Genomic DNA, 21,617 nt, shown 5'->3' with positions numbered 1-21,617 from the left:
GCTATTGTTTTCTCAGATTGCCAAGTTCTTCAGCAAGAGCTTGCATTTCATTTGGGCTGAAGGAGTTCTTTTTCATGACTAGTTCATAGATTTCTTTTAACTCTTCGTACATATTTTCATCAAAATGTGAGGGTTTAATTGCTCCAAGATTCAACACTTTAAGCTTTTCTTTAATTTTCTCAATCATATACTCCACATTTTCTACCGATGCTGTTGATAAATTCATTCATTTTCCACCTTTCCTATGATGGTATTTGTGATACCTCTACTATTTAGTATTCTCTATGGTTTTGTCCCATTCATGAATCATTCTTTAACTTCCTTTAGTGAATAGTAACATCTTTCCTTGTTTAATGACAGGCTGTTCCATGAATTTAATGAGAGATTATCAGGAAATCTCATCAAACAGTTGCATCTTTGTAGGGAAATCGAAGAGAATGGTAATTGGAGGGATGTTACATATGGTAAAAGTGTTGTTTGTATGTCTCGGAAATATTTGCCGCTCACCGATGGCAGAGGCGATGTTTCGAGATGTGGTAAAGAGGGAAGGACTTGAAGGAAATATTGTGGTTGACTCAGCAGGCACTGGTGATTGGCATATTGGACAACCACCCCATGAAGGAACAAGAACGATCTTAAAGAGCAATCGCATAGATTTTGAAGGAATTAAAGCAAGGCAAGTCGAATCAAAAGATCTTGAGGATTTTGATTATATTATTGCGATGGATAGTGATAATAAGAGAAATATTGAAAAATGGAAATCAGCATTTCCAACAGCAAAGATTGAATTGCTATTGGATTATGTTCCACATATGAAGGACAAAAACGTTCCTGACCCATACTATACTGGGAATTTCCAAGAAGTCTTCGATTTATTGCAGCAAGGCTGTGAAAAACTATTACAACATATAAAACAAAATCATGATGTTAAGTAAAGCGCGGTATGAAAAAATCATTGTTTATGGAAACAGAAAGGAAGGACATGCTAATGGGGAGTACAGATAAGTTTTGGAAAGGGATTTTACTTGGAGCAATAGCAGGCGGAGCGATTAGTTTGCTTGATCGGGAAACAAGAAACTCTGTTGTGGAAAGTTGTAAATCAGGGGCCAAAAACGTCACTCATTTTGTTACTCATCCGAGTGAAGTCGCAGAAAAACTAAAAAATACAACGACTCAATTGCGTACTACGGTGGAGCAAGTAAGTGAGGACGTCTCTTTTATTGCGGAAAAGGTGGAAGAAATTAGAGAGGTAACACCGACTGTCGTGGGAATTGTTCAAGACACGAAAGAAGCATTTACACATGACCATGATGAGGAAGAGGTTTAACTAGGGAAAATAGGGGTGGAGTAATGGCCTTATTAAATATGAGAGCTCTAATGTTATTATGGAAGAGAATTGGCGAAGACGATGTCATGGGTTTAGCGGCTCAGTTGGCTTATTTTTTTCTTTTATCGTTATTTCCGCTTCTTATTTTTTTAGTCACACTGTTGCCCTATTTGCCAATTACTCAGGAAGAAATGCTTAACGTTATTGGTGATTTTGCACCTGGCGAGACGATGACTCTGATTGAAACAAATCTAAATGAAATAATGGGTCAACAAAGCCGGACCCTTCTATCCTTCGGGATCATTGCCACGATGTGGTCTGCTTCAAATGGAATTAATGCCATTATTCGGGCTCTAAACAAAGCGTATGAGGTAAAAGAAAGCCGTTCCTTTATTGTAGCAAGAGGGATGGCCATCGTTTTTACAGTTGCGATGATCTTTGTTTTTATTATCGCATTATTACTCCCAGTCTTCGGTAAGCAATTGGGAATGTTTTTGTTTACGCAGCTTGGATTATCCAGTCATTTCTTAAGTTTTTGGCATTTATTACGATGGCTTCTTAGTTTTTTAATTATCTTCATCGTCTTTTTGGTTCTCTATTGGATTGCGCCAAATAAAAAGTTTAAGTGTATTGATGCGACCCCAGGAGCGGTTTTTGCCACCGTAAGTTGGTTAGCGGTGTCCTGGGGATTCTCTTACTACGTCAGTAATTTCGGCAACTACTCTGCCACGTATGGCAGTATCGGAGCCGTTATCGTGTTATTGATTTGGTTTTATTTAACCGGCATTATTATCATTCTTGGTGGAGAAATAAACGCATTAAATCAATTTTTAAGAGATGATTCATGTTAAAAAGAACTGTCGACTAAGATTCGACAGTTCTTTGCGCAACAGCTTGTTAGGATTTTAATAATCGTAACCCATTTAAAATCACTAATATCGTACTTCCTTCATGACCAATCACACCAAAAGGAAGGTCGATGAATTGCAGGAAGTTGGAGATAATCAATACCATAATAACGGAAATGGAAAAAATAATGTTTTGCTTAATAATTCGGTTCATTTTGTCGGATAGCTGTATGGCCTCAGCGATTCGAGGTAAATCATTTTTCATAAGCACGACATCTGCTGTTTCCAAAGCAACGCCTGACCCATCTCCCATGGCGATTCCGACGTTAGCCGTTGCTAACGCAGGTGCATCATTGATACCATCACCAACCATCGCCACATGTCCGAATTTCTCCTTTAATTTCTTTAAATTCTCAACTTTGTCCTCAGGTAAGCACTCAGCCACATAATCAGTGACATGGCTTTCAGACGCAATGGCTTTTGCTGTATTCTCACTATCACCAGTTAGCATGAATGTGTAAATTCCTTTTTGTTTTAACTGATCAATCGCGATTTTTGTTTCTTCTCGGACTACATCCTTCAAGGCAATTAAGCCAACGATTTCTCCGTTTTTTTGTGCAAAAACAATCGTTTTTCCTTCTACAGCTAAATTGGATGCAACACCATTTAAGAAGGCGTCAGCTTCTTCTTTTCCAACAAAATCAGCTTTTCCGATTTTCCATAATTCTTGCTCGTAAGTGGCTTTAACACCATATCCTGAAACGTCTTCAATACCCTCTGGTTGAGTGAGGGGTTCTTGTATATGTTCCTTAGCATATTTAACGATCGCATTGGCTAACGGATGATTGGAATGACTTTCAATGGCGGCTGTTTTTAATAGGAGCTCCTGTTTAGATATTCCTTCTCCTGTTAATAGATCGGTTACTTCAGGCTTACCTTTTGTTAAGGTGCCTGTTTTATCAAAGGCGATGGCACGCAAATGACTTAAATTTTCTAAATGGACACCACCTTTAAAAAGAATCCCCCGCCTTGCCCCCGTCGAAATGGCAGACAAGGTTGCTGGCATGATCGAGGCAACAAGTGCGCAAGGAGAGGCAACGACCAATAAAATCATCGCTCGATAAAAGGTTTCGGTCCAGCTCCAACCTAATAAATAATGAGGCAAGAACATCATTAGAGCGACAACTGAGAGAACGACTTTGACATAAGTTCCTTCAAATTTTTCAATGAAAAGCTGCGAAGGGGACTTTTCACTTTGAGCAGACTGAACAAGTTGAATGATCTTTTGAAAAAGCGTATCGTTACTTTCTTTCGTGATTTCAACGGTAATCGAACCATTGAGATTAACAGTTCCGGCAAAGATCTCCTCGTCTATCCCTTTGGAAACGGGGATCGACTCGCCCGTAATCGCCGCTTCGTCCAGATGGCTCTGCCCTTTAACGATTTTTCCATCTGAAGGAACTCTTTCACCAGGCTTTATGAGAATGAGATCGCCAATTCTTAATTCAGAAACAGGGGTGATTTTTTCGATCCCATTTGTCACGACTAATGCTTCTTGTGGTTGTAATTCCATCAGTGCTGAGATTTCCTTATGACTTTTATTCATCGTATAAGTCTCAAGGGCACCACTTAAGGAAAAAATAAAAATGAGAATGGCCCCCTCCGTCCAGTACCCAATAGTGGCGGAACCAATAGCTGCGAAAATCATGAGCATTTCTACATTTAGCTCTCTTTCCGCAATCGTGCTTTCAATCCCTTCCTTTGCTTTCGCATATCCTCCGATGATAAATGCTAATACAAAGGAAATGATTGAGACGGTAGTAAGCTCATTTTTTTCAAGTATCCAGCCGACAACAATCAATACCCCGCTGATGATTGCTGCAATCAGTTCGGCGTGTGGCCATATTTTATCAAAAAGACTTTCTTCACTGGATTGTGCATTTGTTATTCCCTTTATTTCTACATCCATTTCGATATCCCCCTATGATAACAAATTTCAATTAGTTATTTCTAATTGAGAAAAATAATCAACATCAATACCCTAATAAAACACGAAAGCCGTCACCTGATAGGCAACAGCGGAAATGCAATCGAAATTCTTATTTATATTTATTCTAATTATATCATGATTGGTACATAAGTAAAGCCTTTTATTTTTGGCTCATTTCGTGCGAGACCCTTATTCGTAGGAATGTATTTCATGATTCTGTGGTCGAAAGAAAAACAAGGCGATGAAAATGGAAAGAAGCATAAGAGAAATCAAATAAAAGAAGCTCACGCCTTGTGCATATTGAATCATCATTCCACCGATGAATGGACCGGTGATGCTCCCAAAACTAAAAAATACACTACACATAATATTCCCTGCTGGCAATAGCTTTTTAGGGAGGAGATCGGCCATATAGGATATCCCGAGTGAGAAGGTGGAACCGACAAGCATCCCTGCGATAAAAAAGCATGAGAACAAGGCGACTTCTGAACCTTCAAAGATTCCAGCAACGATAAAGGTGAAAAAGCCTGAAATCATGACGAAGCGTAAAATTCTCTTTCGGCCATAACGGTCGCTCAAAAGTCCGAGGGGCATTTGAAAGACAATCGTACCAATCGCAAAAGCTGGTAAGATAATCGAGACAGCATTAATATCGATGCCAATGCGTAAAGCATAAACCGGAAAATTTCCATTTAAGGTTGCTTCGAGAAACCCATAGCCAAATGGAGGAAGGAAGGCAACCCAAGCGTATTTCCACACTTGACCGAATCGTTGAAACGTACCAAAAAAAGAGGTTGCGTCTGACGAATCTTGCTCAGGAATTTCATTTTTTAGGAGAAAAATTGTCACCCATGCAGCAAAGCTTAACCCTGCAGAAATGATAAATGGCAGAGATTCATTGATCACTAAAAGCCTTGTCATCATCGGTCCAATCGCAAATCCTAAACTAAAAAAGAGTCCATATAAAGCAATGTTTCTGCCCCGATTTTGCGCAGTGGAAAAGGATGTAATCCACGTCTGTGTGCCGAAATGAAGCATATTATCCCCAATTCCGATTAAAAGCCGTAACACAAACCAAAACCAAAGTGACTTCCAAAATGGGAAAAGAAATAGGGATAGTAGTACAATCAGTCCTCCGAGAATGATGATTGGTTTATATCCAAATTTTCTGAGCGGTTTTTCTAAAAAGGGTGAAATCAGTAAAATCCCGATGTAAATACTCGTTGCATGTAAACCATTAATGGCTGATGAAATGCCATCTTGTTCGAAAATGATGGCAATGAGCGGAAGGATCATCCCTTGCGAAAAACCAGAGATGGCGACAATTCCGACGAGAACCCAGAGACGAATGTTCATATGTATACCTCGTTATCTATGTATTCTCCCTGATGGTACATGAGATAATGAACTTTTGGCAAGTAGATTTTTGTCAATGAAGCTCGCTCTCTGTATGATAGAAGTAGTGACGAGGAGGATGATGAAGATGGAATTTCATATGAAGGAAGTTGGCTTTTACACAGAAACAGCAAATGGAAGACTAAATATTGCAGGGGATGAGAGTCATGGGTTCCGCCCATTTCAATTATTGGTTTCATCAGTAGCTGTTTGTAGTGGAGGAGTCATGCGAAAAATATTAGAGAAGAAACGGATTCCGTATGAGGATGTCCACATTAAAGCAGATGTCATCCGAAATCCAGATATGGCTGACCGAATTGAGAAGATTCACCTTCATTTTACCCTTACTGGAATTGAGATCACGGAGCCGCAAATGGAAAAAATTATGGCGCTAACGACGAAAAACTGCTCTATGGTCCAATCTGTTATGGGCAGTATCGAAATTGAGGAAACTTTTGAGATTAAATAATGCTAACAAAATGTTGGATAAGATGTAAGAACTCTGAAAAAACTATGGACAGGAGTTAATTCCAATTTATGTGAGGTTGAAATTGACTCATCCATTAGTGAAAGGAGTTCAGCTCATCATGAAAAAATTGGTTTCTGGTATCGTTGTTGGATTACTTATAATACAAATGTCTGTAATATCAACCTCGGCTGCCGCAAAAAAAGAAGCAGTCAAGATTCCGAATTCAGTTTTAAACATAACGAAGGAAAATACGTATCCGAATCCGACGCAGGATTTGCCAACATTGCAACCAAGCGAATTAACGGAAGAACTCATTTCTAGTTCTAAAGTGAAAATTGAAAATCCTGATCTGATTCGAATGCTCAATGAGACGAATGTAAATAGTACGCCATTTGCCTTTGGTTACCGAGCTGTTATCTATTTAGGTCAGTGGCCTCTCAATTATGAATCAACAGAGACCTCGCCAAATTGGGAATATCAAAAAATTAATACGAACTATTATGATAACCGTGGTGGAAAAGCCAATTATCAGATTCATTACGTTCAAGAAGCTCAAAAGGTCGTGAAGGGTGGATTGACGGCCAAGGTTCCCCAAGCTGAAGATGTAAAAAAAATGATGCTCCTTAAGGCGGCGGAGAAGTTGAATCTGCCTCTTGCATTTGAAACAGTCGTCGGTGCAGGTACAAAAAAGGATCAGTATTATAATATCCCGCCAAAAAGATTAGGATATTTATATGGATACGTCCCAGCAGTGAATGAAAAAGGCAAGGTTACGTACGGCGAAGTGTATTTAATGCTTAAAGGAAATAAGAAAATGATCGTCGTCAAAAACGTAACCTCTCAAGGCATTGGTGCATGGATTCCGGTACAAGATTATGTGTCATTCGGATTTGTCGCAACAGAACGTCCGAGATAAATAGAAAAACGTCGAATCATTTGGTTCGACGTTTTTGTTGTTTAGAGTGCGATAGTAGCTGTTCTTTTTTGAAAATCAATGTCCTGGTAGTAGCTGTTCTTCACTAACACATTCGGTCCTAAACAGCGAACGGCTGGACAATGGCAGTTTAAACTTTTCGCTAAATCGGTTTGCATCCATTTTTCATAGGCATCCTGTAAGGAATTTCTTTGGATATTTCCCAGTGCAGGAGTATCTCCAAAATCGGTGACAATCACATCCCCTGTGAAAATATTGACATTTAATCGAGAGCGTCCGTCTGGATCATTACGAACAGTTACCTTTTTACTATTGTAAAGTCGTTTTAAAAGGGTTAAATCTTCTTCCCTTTTATTGCATGGATAAAAAGGGAGTGTTCCAAAGAGCATCCACGTTTCTTCGTCGCGAATATCCAATAGATGATGGATGGCTGCACGAACTTCGTCTAAACTTAATACTTCCAAATTTGAAGCAAAATCTGATGGGTACATCGGGTGAATCTCGTGTCTTCCGCATTTCATTTCCTCAACGATTTGACGATGGATGTCTTCTAAATGAGGTAAGGTCCTTTTGCTCAACATTGTTTCCGCTGACACCATAACGCCAGCTTCGGAAAGGGCACGGCTATTTTCGATCATCCGTTGAAAAAGAACTGCCCTCTGCTCGAAAGTAGGCTTACGTTCCATCATCGCAAATCCACCTTCAACGAAGTCCTCTAACGTTCCCCAATTATGAGAAATATGTAACACGTCTAGATAAGGTGCAATTTTTTCATAGCGCTCAAGGTCAAGGGTTAAATTCGAGTTCATTTGCGTTCGAACTCCTCTTGAATGGGCATACTGAAGTAAAGGAAGCACATATTGCTCAACGGATTTTTTCGAAAGCATTGGCTCTCCACCTGTGATGCTTAAAGAACGAAGAGTAGGAATTTCATCTAATCGTTTTGCGAGCAGTTCAAATGGAAGTCCGTTTGGATCTTTCGGCTGCAAAGTATACCCAACAGCACAATGTTCACAACGCATATTGCATAAAGTGGTGGTAGTAAATTCAATATTCGTTAACGTTAGTTTCTTATATTGCTCGATATCCATATAAGCTTCCCATGGATCGAAGCTTGGGGTAATAGCTTTTTTACTTGCGTTCATCGTAACAAAACTCCTTTTAACAAAATGGTCATGGAAGACCATGTTGAAATTCACTTCGTAATTATCAGTTTGCGGGCGAGTTCTGTCAATGCTTTTCTTAAAAATATATGCTGGGAAACCTATAGATAGCAGGAATGTTGAAAATCAATATTGCGTATTAAGCGTCTTTTCTGTAGGATGGAAGACGAGTATTTGCAAAAAGGAGCGAATTTGTAGTGGGTAGTCCAATTAAAGAACAAGGCGATCAAGTCGTTTTTTTAAAGCAACGATTAACAATGTTTATGGACCTTTTAGATGCGATAGAGCCTGAAAGTACAGAATTAGAGGACATCGATCGTCTAATTTCGATCATTGATGACCTTGAATCAAAATGTCGTGAATTCAAAAACCGAGACGAATAGGTTTTATGAGGATGTTCTGTAGAGAGCATCCTTTTTTTTTATTGTGGGGTAACCGGGGTTCATGAGGTGGACAAAGTCGAGAGAGTATCGGGAGAAGAATGTCCTCATAGGGTGTTCATGAGGACAAAGTCGAGGGTGGATCGGGAGAAGTTTGTCCTCATAGAGGGTTCATGAGGACAAAGTCGAACGAAAAGGAAGAAAGTTTGTCCTCATAGAGAGTTCATGAGGACAAAGTCGAACGAAAACGAGAAAAGTTTGTCCTCATAGAGAGTTCATGAGGACAAAGTCAGACGAAAACGAGAAAAGTTTGTCCTCATAGAGAGTTCATGAGGACAAAGTCAGACGAAAAGGAAGAAAGTTTGTCCTCATAGAGGGTTCATGAGGACAAAGTCGAACGAAAACGAAGAAAAGTTTGTCCTCATAGGGTGTTCATGAGGACAAAGTCGAACGAAAAGGAAGAAAGTTTGTCCTCATAAGGGTTTCATGAGGACAAAGTCGAACGAAAAGGAAGAAAGTTTGTCCTCATAAGGGTTTCATGAGGACAAAGTCGAACGAAAAGGAGGAAAGTTTGTCCTCATAGAGAGCACAGAATGAAAAGAGGGGTCAATTCCAGCTGCAATCCCTTACAAATTGTCTTCTTAATCACTAAATTCCCCATCAATATCTTAAAAAAGTTTTCCCATTTCCAAAAAAAGATCAGGTTCACTTGTCTTTCTTTCAATTGCTGATAGGAGTATAATAAAAACCGAGGAATTATTGAAATATTCGCAAATGATTAATCTAAAGCGTTTACTTTTAACTGAGGGTAAAAAGGTAGCAGCGCTTCACGAAAGAAAGAGTTTTCCAAAAAGGGAAAGGGGAATCACGGATGAACATCGAAAAATTTCAAGACAGTATGTATGAGTTAGTTGTTGAAACTTCCACAAACTTGCCTAAGGACGTTCGTCGTGCGGTTAAAGCGGCTAAGGAAATGGAGAGCGCAGGAACTCGTGCAGCGATGAGCCTAGCGACTATAACTAATAATATAAAAATGGCGGATGATAATGTCTCACCGATTTGCCAAGATACAGGACTGCCAACTTTCAAAATCAAAACACCAGTAGGAGTCAACCAAATTGAACTCAAAAATGCGATCCAAAATGCGATTGCGCAAGCTACAAAGGATGGTAAGCTTCGACCGAACTCAGTTGATTCATTAACAGGGGAGAATAGTGGAGATAATCTTGGGCTTGGACTTCCGGTCGTCAAATTTGAGCAATGGGAAAAGGATTATATTGATGCTCGCCTTATTTTAAAAGGGGGCGGCTGTGAAAATAAAAATATTCAATACAGCTTACCTTGTGAACTTGATGGATTAGGTCGTGCAGGACGTGACTTAGACGGAATTCGTAAATGTATTATGCATTCAGTGTATCAAGCACAAGGTCAAGGATGTAGTGCAGGTTTCATTGGTGTTGGGATTGGGGGAGACCGTTCTTCTGGCTACGATCTCGCTAAAGAACAACTTTTCCGATCAAATGATGATGTGAACCCACATGAAGACTTGCGGAAATTAGAAGAATATATTATGGAAAATGCCAATGAATTAGGAATTGGAACGATGGGATTCGGTGGTGAAACGACATTACTTGGTTGTAAAATTGGTGTCATGAATCGTATTCCGGCCAGTTTCTTCGTATCGGTTGCTTATAATTGCTGGGCATTCCGTCGTCTAGGGGTAAAAATCAATCCAGAAACTGGCGAGATCCATGAATGGCTCTACCAAGAAGGAGATAAAATTGATTTTGGTCAAGAGGCTGAAAAAGAAACAGCTGCAACGAGTGAAACAGAAACAAAGGTAATTACTCTAAAAGCTCCGATTACAGAAGAACAAATCCGTGAATTAAAAGTCGGGGATGTTGTTCGTATCGATGGCAGAATGTATACAGGTCGTGATGCCATTCATAAGTATTTATCCGAAAATGACGCACCTGTAGATCTAAATGGGCAAATCATTTATCACTGTGGTCCAGTAATGCTCAAGGATGAAGACGGAAATTGGCATGTTAAAGCTGCAGGTCCAACAACAAGTATTCGTGAGGAGCCTTATCAAGGGGACATCATGAAGAAATTCGGTATTCGTGCGGTTATTGGCAAAGGTGGAATGGGACCTAAGACGTTAGCGGCACTTGAAGAACATGGTGGTGTCTACTTAAATGCCATTGGTGGGGCAGCCCAATATTACGCTGATTGTATTAAATCTGTCGATGGTGTTGATCTCATGCAATTTGGAATTCCAGAAGCAATGTGGCATTTAACAGTAGAAGGATTTACGGCAGTTGTAACGATGGATGCTCACGGAAACAGTCTTCATCAGGATGTAGATAAATCCTCCTTAGAAAAATTAGCTCAATTTAAAGATCGCGTATTTTAATAAAGGCAGTCTTCGTAAGAACTGTTTATTTCTTCGAAAAGGGCCTTAATCAAAGGAAAATGAAGACCTGATGAATGTCAAGGGTCTTCATTTTTTTGTCTTAAAATGTTGAAGATATTGTGTCAAGTCGTAGAGATCGATTTTCAAGGGTGGGAGAAATAGTATAATACGATAATAGGGAAAATTTATTGAGAGGTGACAGAATGAAGTTCAAAATTTTGACTCTTATTTTGTTTGCCAGCATGTTGTTAGTAGCTTGTAATTCTGGAGATGATACGAGCTCTAACGAGAATGAGTCGGTAGACATAAAGCAACTAGTAAATGATTATAGTACTAAGAGTATTGAGAATGAAAAAGCGTCTATTACCGCTACACAATTGATCGTTACTGACGAAGACAATAAAGAAACGGTATATGACCTCCCAGAGGATGAATTCTTTGTATCCATTGCTCCTTATATCAATGACACCCATCCCTGAATGAATCATAACTTGACAGGTTGTCAAGGAGAATTGGTAGAACAAGAATTTGATGTGTTCATTGAAGATGAAGATGGAAATGTGATCGTAGATGAAAAAATAACGTCCCTAGAGAATGGATTTATCGATTTATGGTTACCACGTAAAAAAACGTATGCTGTTACGATTGCCTATGATGGTAAAACCGTTGAATCTGACCTTTCTACTTTTGAAAAAGATGGGACTTGTATAACAACGATGCAACTGAATTAAGCCACGAACAAACGCTTGTACTTAATGAGCGTTTGTTTTTTTTTGAGAAAATATTGCATTTTTCTGATTAGTTCGTTTATAATCGAACTAATTAGTTAGATGGGGGTCGAACAAATATATGTCTTTTTCGCTTGAATTACGTTTTCATCCAGTGTATGAATTGCTAAATAGTTTGCATGTCTATACCCAGCCTAGTTTTTATAAAAAGGTTGAATTGGGGACAAAATGGAGGAACGAGATTAAGAAAACCATTACTCCAGAGTTTGCAGAAGCTTTAGAATCTGAACAAAAGGAGGGGCTAGGCCTTTTATATGAGTACATTTTTAGCATGGAAGTAAAAAATTTTACGATTGAGCAAATTATTCAAGAACTTCTCAGAACAGAAGAACATGAAGTAATAGATTTCTCCATAAAGCATTTACATGTTCCAGAAGATAAACGAGCTTCCTATCAAGGCACCTTTCAAAAAAGTCTTCAGATATTGCAAAGTTGGAATGAAGAATACTTTCGACATATAGACCCCAACATCCTTTCCACATTAGAACTGGATTTCAAGCAAAAATTAAACCAGTTAGACACTGAGAACCCAATTGAATTTGTCGAGAAAGTTACGAATGGACTACTTTTGAAAGGATTTACGGACGTAAAGAAGGTCGTTCTTTATCCTGTGTACCACGCAAGTCCGATCAATACGTATTCCCATTATCAACATATTCATTTTTATGGTTATCCTGTTGATCTAATCCCTACGACTGAAGAGCCTTCGCCAAGATTGATGAGAAGGAGTGTGGCTTTGTCAGATAAAAGCCGTCTGCAAATTCTTCGATATCTTGTTCAACATGAACGCAGTTTTACAGACATCGTAAAGTTCATTGGTCTAGCAAAAAGTACTGTGCATCATCATTTAGTTATTTTGCGGGCAGCTGGTTTCATTCAAGTTATCATGTCTCCCGATTCTTCTGAACGCTTCTGCCTAAGGGAAGAAGGCTTGAAGGGAATTTATGAAGATTTTCAGCAATTTTTAAAACCGAATAGGGAGTAGGGGGAAGAGGAATGAAGGAGTTATTTTTGGATCGGAAATTTGTGTTTCTTTGGCTGGCGTTAGCCGCATCTGGATTAGGGAGCACGTTTGCAACGTTTTCGATCTCATGGCTAGTTTATGACATGACTGGATCAAAAATGGCGATGGGGAGTATTTGGCTATCGTTCATGTTGCCAAATATCATGATTCAAATGTTTGCTGGCCCTTATCTGGATCGCTGGGATCGTAAAAAAGTGATGATTTTTTCGGAGTGGTTTCGAGCTGCTGTTTTTCTCATTCCGATTATTCTATTGCCGTTGGGTCTTTTGCAATCGTGGCATTTGTATCTCGTTTCGGTCGCAATTGGTTTAGCGCAACCTTTATTTTACCCAGCAAGTATGGCGTATGTTGCGGACATTTTACCAAAAGATAAATTAACAAAAGGGAATTCTATTTTAGAAGGAACAGGACAGCTCATGACTTTATTAGGCCCAACATTAGGGGGAATATTGATTTCTGCTTTTCATGTAGAATTGGTTCTTATTGTCCTGATTTCAGCTTTAGGAATTGCGGGCGTATTATTAATGATGAACCCGAGTTCGAAAAAAGAAAAAGTGGAGCAAAGAGAAAGCTGGTTTGTCCAATTTAAAGAAGGGCTCCAATTTTTCCGTATTTATCCTGTCTTGTTCTGGGTCGGCGTCATGATGATGTTTATCAATTTCAGTTCTGGGGCTGCGCAGCCAATGTTTTTACCGTATATCACCGATGAATTAGGGGGAACGGCCTTTCAATATGGACTTTTCACTTCTGCTTTTTCTTTAGGAATGGTCGGCGGCTCATTAGTAACAGGGACATTAAAAGAACCGAAAAATCGAAAGCGGGTCATGCTCGGCTCCTTATTTATGAATGGCCTATTTTTACTCGGCTTAGCTTGGACACCTTATTATTGGGTTGCGGTCGTCTTTTCTTTCGGGCAAGGTTTATTTGCGTTTATTTTTAATATCAACAATACGACCTTATATCAACAAAGAGTGCCTGATCATTTGAGAGGTAGAGTGTTTTCTGTGCGAATTTTACTTGCTCAAGCAGGCATTCCATTTGGTGCAGCTTTAGGTGGTGTATTTGCAGAAGTCTTTTCGATCCCTCTTTTGTTTGCGGTATTAGGAATGTTGACGATCATAACAAATTTAATTTGCTGGATGCATCCGATTTTTGAAAAACTTAATGATCAAACCATTGTGAAGACAGAAGAACATAAAGTTTCACAATAAATGTTAATAACTGTAAATCATCTTTTCCACCTTCCTAACAAAAAATAAGGAAAAAGTGTTAGGAGGACGGTTTTTCATGAGAAGATATATAGGGTTATTATTCGTGTTTCTGCTTGTTGCGACACCAGCTTTTGCAAGTGTCAGCAATGCTCCCGTTCAATGGGGCTTTAAAAAGGGAAAAGATGAGCAACCAGCTGAAGCAGGTAAAGAGCTAGATGAGCTATTGGATAAATATGATGCTTTTTATAAAGGAGATCCGGATACGAAAGATATTTATTTAACCTTTGATAATGGCTATGAAAATGGCTATACAGCAAAATTTCTAGATGTTTTAAAAAGTGAAAAAGTGCCTGCTACTTTCTTTGTCACCGGTCATTATTTAGAAAGCCAGCCAGAATTAGTAAAGAGAATGGCGAAGGAAGGTCACATCATTGGTAACCATTCTTATTATCATCCAGATTTAACAAAGGTGGATGATGACCGTTTAAAAAGGGAGCTGGAAAAGGTACGTGCAAAGACGGAAGAAATTACAGGGATTAAAAATATGGTGTACCTTCGTCCGCCACGAGGAGTTTTAAGCGAGCGAACGTTAAAGTTAGCAAAAGAAGCAGGGTACACACATGTCATGTGGTCCGTTGCTTTTGTTGATTGGAAGATCGATCAACAAAAAGGAGCGCAATATGCCTACGATAACATCATGAGACAGATTCATCCTGGTGCTGTTATTCTCCTGCATACCGTTTCGAAAGACAATGCCGATGCTTTGGAACAGGCGATTCAAGATTTGAAAAAGAAAGGTTATACATTTAAAAGTCTAGACGATCTCACAAAAAGAAAATCAACGAAAAATCCGATGTTATTTTCAAAGAAAAAGACCCACCAGAATTGAACGTCTTTTCGTTCGTTTTCGAGTTATAACGGACATGGTTGAATGGAGATAAAAGGAGAAATTCCGCTTAAATGTTGAATACCCATAGGAATAGCTTAAATAGAGGAAGAAATTCCGCCTATCGACTTGAAAAAAGTGAAGAAAGGCGATTATCGCATGCGTAAGCGGAAAAACTTCCCTTATTTTCCCCGAAATGAGCACCACTTGAGATATAACAGGAAATTTTCCTTTTAATTTATGGAAGATAAGCTGCCCTTCTTTAGTGAGGGGCTTTTTTCGTATTTTAATTCAAAAAATGCTATAATACGAGCAAATTATGTAGGTGGGATTAACATGCGATTTTCAGGTCCATATAATTTTGATTTGGTATTAGAGCGGCTTTCCCTTGATCCGCTTCATTCCATTGACAAGGTGAGAAGGAGCGTTAAGGTACCGCTCCTTCTCACCAGCGAGCCAAAGGTCGTTGAAGTTACAGCAGTAGGTACAACAGATGAGCCCGAATTCGAGATCAAAAAGGCGGATGAGGAGATCATGGAAAGATTAACGCACATTTTTCAATGGAATCGCTCATTAACGGAAATTCATGAACATTTTCAATCAACCGATCTTCAGCCGATTTTTGATCAGCATCGAGGCACTCCCCTTGTATTGGATTTTGATCCTTATAATTGTCTTCTAAAGTGTATTATCCATCAACAGTTGAATTTATCTTTTGCGCATACATTAACAAAAAGGTTTGTAAAAACATTTGGCTTTGAAGTGGATGGTGTTTATTTTTACCCACAACCTGAAACAGTGGCAAGTCTAAAAGTAGAGCAATTAAGAGAACTTCAATTTAGCGGACGGAAAGCAGAATATGTGATTGGAATTGCTCAGGCGATCGTGGAAGGGAAGCTTGAATTAAATAACCTCTACGATAAATCTGATGAAGATATAATGAAAGAGTTAATTACGTTACGTGGAGTTGGACCTTGGACGGTGCAAAATCTACTGATGTTCGGATTGGGAAGACCGAATCTATTTCCAGTTGCCGATATAGGCTTGCAAAATGCGATGAAAAAGCTGTACAACCTTGAAAGGAAGCCAACGCTTGAAGAAATCGACTTTTATAAAAAGGATTGGGAGCCATATTTAAGCTATGCCTCCCTCTATTTATGGAGAAGTATTGAAGAAGCTATGTGAATTATTGTAGAACGAATAGATGGAGATGAACAACATGAAAAAAGAACAAACGGTGAAAATACAGCCAAAGCAGACATTTCCGTTGACGATTAAGCGTCTCGGGATTAATGGAGAAGGAGTCGGTTATTTCAAGCGACAAGTCGTGTTTGTTCCCGGCGCATTGCCCGGAGAAGAAGTTGTGGTAGAGGCAACAAAAGTACAACCAAAGTTTGCCGAAGGGCGGATCAAAAAAATCAGGAAGAAATCGCCTTATCGGGTTCAGCCCCCATGTCCAGTTTATGAGGAGTGCGGAGGGTGTCAGCTTCAGCATTTACGCTATGATCAGCAGCTGAAAGAAAAGCGAGATATTGTGATTCAATCTCTTGAGCGACATACGAAATTACCAGTAGCGCAATTGGACATTCGTGACACAATTGGGATGGATGATCCATGGAATTATCGCAACAAAAGTCAATTCCAAGTAGGGAGTCGAGATGGACAAATACTTGCTGGACTATACGGAATCAATTCTCATAAGCTTGTCAATATCCAGCAATGTGTCGTCCAGCACCCGCTTACAAATAAGGCGACAGAAGCGGTAAAACGAATTTTACAGGATTTAAATATTCCGATTTATAATGAACAGACGAGAAAAGGGATGGTTCGAACCATTGTCGCTCGTGTGGGGATTCAGACAGGAGAACTGCAAATCGTCTTAATTACAGCACAAAAAAATCTTCCGCAAAAAGAAGTGCTTGTTCAAAAAATTAAACAAGCTGTTCCAGAAGTAAAGTCAATTGTCCAAAACGTAAATGGTCAAAAGACTTCCCTTATCTTTGGCGAAGACTCTGTGACATTAGAAGGTGCTGATTTTATTCAAGAGACCCTAGGTGACCTTCAATTTGAGCTATCAGCAAGGACTTTTTTTCAGCTCAATCCTGAACAAACAATCAGACTTTATAACGAAGTGAAAGATGCTGCGAAGTTAACCGGTTCTGAAAAGGTCGTTGATGCCTACTGTGGTGTTGGCACAATTGGATTATGGATTGCCGACAAGGCAGGGGAAATCCGTGGCATGGACATCATTCGAGAATCAATTGAAGATGCGAAGAAAAACGCGGAACGCCATAATATCAAGCACGCTCAATATGTGGTTGGAAAAGCGGAAGAAGTTATGCCGAAATGGGTCAAGGAAGGATGGAGACCTGATGTGGTGATCGTCGACCCACCGCGGACGGGATTGGATCAGCAACTCTTGAAAACCATTTTACAAGTAAAACCGAAAAAAGTTGTGTATGTCTCTTGTAACCCGTCTACTTTAGCAAAGGATATGGCTATCCTAGCGCCAAAATATAAGGTTGAATACATGCAGCCAGTGGACATGTTTCCTCAGACGGCACATGTTGAGTGTATTTCACAGTTAGTTTTAAAAAATGATTGAGGGAATTATAACCCCTCAACCTGTGCAAATTTATAGTAAATCCTAACATCTTTGTTTTCTGTTACTTCGATTTTATCAACAAAACGTAGCAACATCTCGGATGTTAACTTATTGAACTGTAAAAAACCTTTAAGTTGTTCTATGATGGCAGAGATTTTACTTGTTTCGTGACTTTCTGCCATCTCCTTTTTTATCTCAACTTTCTCTAATTCAAGTTGTTGTAGCTTTTCTTGTACCATACTTACAAAGTCATCATAATCCTGTTTAGATATATCCTCGCTAATGAACTTTTGTAAAGCGTTCCGCTTTAGTTCCATTTGTTTCTGAACCTGCTTTTCAATGGACTCTAGTCTAGACTCGTTCTTTTTTGCGGTAGCCTTGACCTTTTTTTCAATTTTACTTTCTAGGTTAGGATGGTCTAAACTACTAGACATGTTCTTGAGGTCATCAAGGATTATTTCAGTAAGTTCTAGTTCCTTTACTGCATGGTTTGAACATGCTTTATTTCCGTGTTTAGCATAAGTACCACAAATATAACCTTTACGATTAGCACGATACCACATGCCATTTCCACATTCAGAACAATAAGCAATGTTTGTAAAGAGGTGCTTTTTCTTTCTAGTTCCGCCCCTACCACGTCTAGCTTTTTGTTCAAGTAATTTTTGTACTTGTTCAAACACATCTCTTGAAATGATAGGCTCGTGAGCGTGAGAAATGGTTATCCATTCGTTTGGATTGTTTGCTTTACGTGTCTTGTTTGTTACGTTCATAGTAGTCTCTCTGCCTTGTACAAGGTCTCCTACATAGTGGGGGTTCTTTAATATCTTTTTCACAGTAGAACCTTGCCAATACAAACCTGCATTAGATTTCCCTACAACTTGTGATGGCGTTGGAATATCTCTATTGGTGAGATACCTTGCTATTTTGTCATGCCCCCAACCTTCTAGGTACTTGTCAAAGATGTCACGAACAATATCTACTGTGTAATCATCTCTAAGAAGTAGTTTTCCTTCATGAAGGTTATAACCATAAGGGGGAATACTCCCCATAAATTTACCGCTTTTGTACTTCATTTGATAAACAGATTTAATACGGTCACTAATACGTTGACTTTCACTCTCATAAATCCAAGCATAAAGACCGAACATGGCTTGTTTTGAGAAGTCTTGTGTATCAACTTTCCCATCTAAAGTGATTAAGCGAACACCTTTTGTTTCAGCTATTCGTTTAAGCTGATATAGTAGTTCAACATTCCGCCCTAATCTGCTTAACTCTTTAGCTACTATTACATCAAATTCTTCGTTTTCAGCGTCATGAATAAGTTTTTTTAACCCCTCACGATTGTCTGTAGTACCTGTTTGAACATCAGTGTAGAAGTCATAAAGGTCATAGTCATTTTCGTTGATGTAATCTAAAATCATATGTTTTTGATTTTCGGGTGACTCTTTTTGCCCCTCGTTATTAGTTGAAACTCGTACATATCCTGCTACTTTCATTTTTGTCGCCCTCCATTATTGATGGCGACTATATCTACTTGACTATCATTGTAAGCGGCAGATACAATCTTTTCAATTTCTTTCTCTAATTGATGAACGATTAATGATTTAAAATCCTGTGTCCCTGTAAAAACTCGTTGAATATTCATATTATCTCCCCTTTCAACCGTAGCAATCGTTCTATGTTGGGGATTAGTTGCGATAATTTTTTCAGTTTTTGTAATTGATAGAAGTTACTAGAATAAGGTCGAGTTAAGTATTCAACCTCGTATGTTGTCTGATAGTCCCGATGTTGTGTCATATCCTGAAAGTAATTGGTGAAAATGGTGGTTATATTTTCCTAATAGTGGTATAATGGACAAGGATTTTATTACATTAATATTACAAAAATTAGGGGGATTAATGATGGCTGAAAAGGTAAAGGTAAAGAAACCATTTTATAAAAAGTGGTGGGTTTGGTTAATCGCAGTTATTATCGTTATAGCTATTGCGGGTGGCGGTGAAGATACAGCAGAACAAGCAAGTACAGAACCTGCTGACACTGAAACAAGTTCTAATGATACTGCTAAAGAAGAAAACAAGGAAGAACCTAAGGAAGAAGAAAAGAAAGCGTTTGGTATGGGTGAAGAAGTTGCAGTTGAAAGCCTAGCATATACAGTGAACGGTGTAGAAGAACTAACAGAGATTAAAAGAGAGTATATGGACAGTCTTACTACAAGCGGTAAATTTTTAATCGTTGACCTTACTATCAAGAACAGTGATAAGAAAGCGAGATTTATTGATAGTGAGATGTTTAGATTAGTAGACGCTGACGGAACGGAGTTCAGTTCAAACACAGAAGCGGATATGTACATTAACAATGGCGATTTAGGTTTCTTTATGCAAGAAATTAATCCTAAAATGGACATGACAGGTAAGGTAGCTTTTGAAGTACCTGCTGACGCTACTGACTTACAACTACAGGTTTCAAGTGGATTTGGTTGGAGCGGTGGAAAATACGAGGTTATTAATCTTAAATAATCATCTAGGCACTTCTTTTTATAAGGAGTGCCTTTTTAAATTAACATACGAGGTGGTAAAAGTGAAAAGAACTACAGAGTTTGTTTTAGGTTTGCTTGGTGGTATTTTTGGGTTTGGTGGGTCATTTTTTGCTTTGTTTGTAGGGGTATGGTCAGAAGAGATTTCAAATTTAGGAAGTATGGCTTTTCTGTTCTCGATTTTAGCTATTGTAGGTTCTATAGTAGTTAAGTTCAAAGCTAAAATTGGTGGTTGGATGTTGTTAGTAAGTGGAATAGGAATTTTAATCTCAATTAGTTTATTCGGTGTTTTACCTGCATTATTATTAGTTCCAGCAGGACTAATGGGACTTCTTAGGAAGGACAAGAACAATAATATAGAAGTACAAGCATAAGGGTCATTTTTAAATTGGTGTACTTGCCCTCCGCTCCGCTACGGTCAAGGTACACAGGTCACTCGCTACGCTCGTGCCCTAATGTAGTTCTGCTTTATAATGGCATGTAAAAAGACTTTATCATTAGGGGAGCGGAGCGACCCTGTTAATTATAGGTGTATATCCACGTAGCAAAGCGGAGGGGATACTCACAAATATTAACCCATTGTTTTATAATTTATCTAAGAATAAAGAGTCAGTGTAAAACAGAAAGACCTAGAACCCCTTGTGGCTCTAGGTCTAACAAGCATTTTTACTTAGTCTAATAGGGACGGCTTTTCCTGTACAGAATACCTAAAACAGTCGGTTTTACTCGTACGTACAAAACACTCTTTTAGGTTAGGATTAGCAACCTTTTAAATGTTCCTCAAACATTGCCCTTAAACCTCTTGTATAGTCGTCCTGTCCGTCACTATCCTTTCTATACATTAGGTCAGGATATACATAATACAATAAACTACCACAACTCTCAGTAGTCATAATTAGGCCTTTCTTTGTCAGACTCTTTACAATCTTAGTAAGTTCATCAGGGTTATGATTAATAGCTTTGGCTAAATCACCTCTATTCATTTTCCTGATGACACTAAAATCTTTCTCGTCAGGGTTATGACAAAGAAAACACTTTTCAAAGTGGAAATAGGGCAAAATCTTATAAAGAAACCCTAACTGATTAAGCGGCAGCTCATCTACAATTATGCTTAACCGTCCCTTTAGTAGCTTTGTAAAAGGTTTCTTTAATAATTTCCCCATACAGTGGAAGTTTTCATTAATGTAAAAGACTTTTGAACGCCCTTCTTTTGTTGGAATAAGTATAGAAAGGTATTCTAGCCTTTTTATTATCTGTTTTGTCTGTGTTGACCCCCTACCTAGTATTGCTTGTATGTCTTTTTGATATAAGGGTTTACCTGCGTTGGATAATTTCCCTTTGCCATTCTGCTTTAAGTAGTGAAGTAGTTTCATAACCGCTCCACCTTCTGTTAATGAAAGGTGTTGTGTAACTTCCATTATAGGGTCATGGTAACAGGCAACAAACGGAATGATGTTCTTCTTCCTGTAAACGGTTCTTTTTTGTCTTTCCTCCCATGCCCTTTTTTGTTCCTCTGTCACGTAACTAGCTACATTAACAGTCTCACCTGTCAGCGTGTTTTTCATTGGAATACTCATTTTAATAATAACCTCCTGTATTGTCATAGTCCCTTTAGTAATCGTTGCATGTGTTATAGTAGTTGCGTAAA

22 protein-coding genes are annotated in these 21,617 nt (G+C 38.8%); 15 read left to right on the top strand and 7 right to left on the bottom strand.

The window, feature by feature from the left end:
• Position 1 precedes the first annotated feature (1 nt).
• A complete protein-coding gene (locus BMSHG_RS14965; protein ID WP_019155261.1) occupies positions 2 to 226 on the bottom strand; it encodes a DUF1128 domain-containing protein in 225 nt (74 codons plus the stop codon).
• A gap of 235 nt (positions 227 to 461) precedes the next feature.
• On the opposite strand from BMSHG_RS14965, the gene BMSHG_RS14960 reads away from it, so the two are divergent.
• From BMSHG_RS14960 to BMSHG_RS14950, 3 genes are read left to right on the top strand one after another with little or no spacing between them, the layout of a single operon-like run.
• On the top strand, positions 462 to 935 hold the full coding sequence (locus tag BMSHG_RS14960; RefSeq protein ID WP_019155260.1) for a low molecular weight protein-tyrosine-phosphatase: 474 nt from the start codon (positions 462 to 464) through the stop codon (positions 933 to 935).
• Between the two features lie 53 nt (positions 936 to 988).
• On the top strand, positions 989 to 1,327 hold the full coding sequence (locus BMSHG_RS14955; RefSeq protein WP_019155259.1) for a YtxH domain-containing protein: 339 nt from the start codon (positions 989 to 991) through the stop codon (positions 1,325 to 1,327).
• A 23-nt stretch (positions 1,328 to 1,350) separates the two neighbouring features.
• Complete coding sequence (locus BMSHG_RS14950) at positions 1,351 to 2,178, top strand: YihY/virulence factor BrkB family protein (RefSeq protein ID WP_019155258.1); 828 nt, start codon at positions 1,351 to 1,353, stop codon at positions 2,176 to 2,178.
• 46 nt (positions 2,179 to 2,224) lie between these two features.
• On the opposite strand, the gene BMSHG_RS14945 is transcribed toward BMSHG_RS14950, so the two are convergent.
• Both BMSHG_RS14945 and BMSHG_RS26295 read right to left on the bottom strand, forming a co-directional pair.
• Positions 2,225 to 4,144, bottom strand: coding sequence for a heavy metal translocating P-type ATPase (locus BMSHG_RS14945; protein WP_019155257.1), 1,920 nt, complete (start codon positions 4,142 to 4,144; stop codon positions 2,225 to 2,227).
• Between the two features lie 210 nt (positions 4,145 to 4,354).
• The gene (locus BMSHG_RS26295) at positions 4,355 to 5,521 is read right to left on the bottom strand and encodes an MFS transporter (protein WP_019155256.1); all 1,167 of its coding nucleotides are present in this window, start codon (positions 5,519 to 5,521) and stop codon (positions 4,355 to 4,357) included.
• Positions 5,522 to 5,648: 127 nt separating this feature from the next.
• Here BMSHG_RS26295 and BMSHG_RS14935 point away from each other — a divergent pair, with 127 nt between their 5' ends.
• Entirely contained in the window at positions 5,649 to 6,029 is a 381-nt protein-coding gene (locus BMSHG_RS14935) for an OsmC family protein (RefSeq protein WP_019155255.1), read from the top strand.
• A 166-nt stretch (positions 6,030 to 6,195) separates the two neighbouring features.
• Entirely contained in the window at positions 6,196 to 6,945 is a 750-nt protein-coding gene (locus BMSHG_RS14930; protein ID WP_235776393.1) for a YfkD famly protein, read from the top strand.
• Between the two features lie 41 nt (positions 6,946 to 6,986).
• On the opposite strand, the gene yfkAB is transcribed toward BMSHG_RS14930, so the two are convergent.
• Entirely contained in the window at positions 6,987 to 8,108 is a 1,122-nt protein-coding gene (yfkAB, locus tag BMSHG_RS14925) for a radical SAM/CxCxxxxC motif protein YfkAB (protein ID WP_019155253.1), read from the bottom strand.
• 215 nt (positions 8,109 to 8,323) lie between these two features.
• On the opposite strand from yfkAB, the gene BMSHG_RS14920 reads away from it, so the two are divergent.
• The 8 genes from BMSHG_RS14920 to rlmD all read left to right on the top strand — a co-directional run bounded on the left by BMSHG_RS14920 (position 8,324) and on the right by rlmD (position 17,436).
• Complete coding sequence (locus BMSHG_RS14920; RefSeq protein ID WP_019155252.1) at positions 8,324 to 8,509, top strand: SE1561 family protein; 186 nt, start codon at positions 8,324 to 8,326, stop codon at positions 8,507 to 8,509.
• 868 nt (positions 8,510 to 9,377) lie between these two features.
• Complete coding sequence (locus tag BMSHG_RS14915; RefSeq protein ID WP_019155251.1) at positions 9,378 to 10,922, top strand: fumarate hydratase; 1,545 nt, start codon at positions 9,378 to 9,380, stop codon at positions 10,920 to 10,922.
• A gap of 203 nt (positions 10,923 to 11,125) precedes the next feature.
• Positions 11,126 to 11,653 carry a CueP family metal-binding protein gene (locus BMSHG_RS28720; protein WP_173391070.1) on the top strand — a complete coding sequence of 176 codons (528 nt, stop codon included), beginning with the start codon at positions 11,126 to 11,128 and terminating at the stop codon, positions 11,651 to 11,653.
• A 118-nt stretch (positions 11,654 to 11,771) separates the two neighbouring features.
• Positions 11,772 to 12,695, top strand: coding sequence for an ArsR/SmtB family transcription factor (locus BMSHG_RS14900; RefSeq protein ID WP_019155248.1), 924 nt, complete (start codon positions 11,772 to 11,774; stop codon positions 12,693 to 12,695).
• An 11-nt stretch (positions 12,696 to 12,706) separates the two neighbouring features.
• On the top strand, positions 12,707 to 13,945 hold the full coding sequence (locus tag BMSHG_RS14895; RefSeq protein ID WP_019155247.1) for an MFS transporter: 1,239 nt from the start codon (positions 12,707 to 12,709) through the stop codon (positions 13,943 to 13,945).
• Between the two features lie 76 nt (positions 13,946 to 14,021).
• Entirely contained in the window at positions 14,022 to 14,834 is an 813-nt protein-coding gene (gene pdaA, locus BMSHG_RS14890; RefSeq protein WP_019155246.1) for a delta-lactam-biosynthetic de-N-acetylase, read from the top strand.
• Between the two features lie 333 nt (positions 14,835 to 15,167).
• Positions 15,168 to 16,016 carry a DNA-3-methyladenine glycosylase family protein gene (locus BMSHG_RS14885; protein ID WP_019155245.1) on the top strand — a complete coding sequence of 283 codons (849 nt, stop codon included), beginning with the start codon at positions 15,168 to 15,170 and terminating at the stop codon, positions 16,014 to 16,016.
• Between the two features lie 34 nt (positions 16,017 to 16,050).
• A complete protein-coding gene (rlmD, locus tag BMSHG_RS14880) occupies positions 16,051 to 17,436 on the top strand; it encodes a 23S rRNA (uracil(1939)-C(5))-methyltransferase RlmD (RefSeq protein WP_019155244.1) in 1,386 nt (461 codons plus the stop codon).
• 5 nt (positions 17,437 to 17,441) lie between these two features.
• Here rlmD and BMSHG_RS14875 read toward each other — a convergent pair whose 3' ends face one another.
• Both BMSHG_RS14875 and BMSHG_RS28715 read right to left on the bottom strand, forming a co-directional pair.
• Positions 17,442 to 18,932 carry a recombinase family protein gene (locus BMSHG_RS14875; RefSeq protein ID WP_019155243.1) on the bottom strand — a complete coding sequence of 497 codons (1,491 nt, stop codon included), beginning with the start codon at positions 18,930 to 18,932 and terminating at the stop codon, positions 17,442 to 17,444.
• The gene (locus BMSHG_RS28715) at positions 18,929 to 19,081 is read right to left on the bottom strand and encodes a hypothetical protein (protein WP_019155242.1); all 153 of its coding nucleotides are present in this window, start codon (positions 19,079 to 19,081) and stop codon (positions 18,929 to 18,931) included. The genes BMSHG_RS14875 and BMSHG_RS28715 overlap by 4 nt, the downstream gene beginning before the upstream one ends.
• Before the next feature lie 256 nt (positions 19,082 to 19,337).
• On the opposite strand from BMSHG_RS28715, the gene BMSHG_RS14865 reads away from it, so the two are divergent.
• Together BMSHG_RS14865 and BMSHG_RS14860 are read left to right on the top strand one after the other, a co-directional pair.
• A complete protein-coding gene (locus tag BMSHG_RS14865) occupies positions 19,338 to 19,952 on the top strand; it encodes a DUF4352 domain-containing protein (protein ID WP_019155241.1) in 615 nt (204 codons plus the stop codon).
• Positions 19,953 to 20,013: 61 nt separating this feature from the next.
• Complete coding sequence (locus BMSHG_RS14860; protein WP_019155240.1) at positions 20,014 to 20,343, top strand: hypothetical protein; 330 nt, start codon at positions 20,014 to 20,016, stop codon at positions 20,341 to 20,343.
• Positions 20,344 to 20,727: 384 nt separating this feature from the next.
• On the opposite strand, the gene BMSHG_RS14855 is transcribed toward BMSHG_RS14860, so the two are convergent.
• Positions 20,728 to 21,546 (bottom strand): hypothetical protein, encoded by an 819-nt coding sequence (locus BMSHG_RS14855; protein ID WP_019155239.1) that lies wholly within the window; start codon positions 21,544 to 21,546, stop codon positions 20,728 to 20,730.
• Positions 21,547 to 21,617 lie beyond the last annotated feature (71 nt).

The organism is Robertmurraya massiliosenegalensis JC6 (assembly GCF_000311725.1).
Lineage (GTDB): Bacteria > Bacillota > Bacilli > Bacillales > Cytobacillaceae > Robertmurraya > Robertmurraya massiliosenegalensis.
The sequence above is the reverse complement of the archived record's forward strand: the minus strand, read 5'-3'. Positions and strand labels throughout refer to the sequence as shown.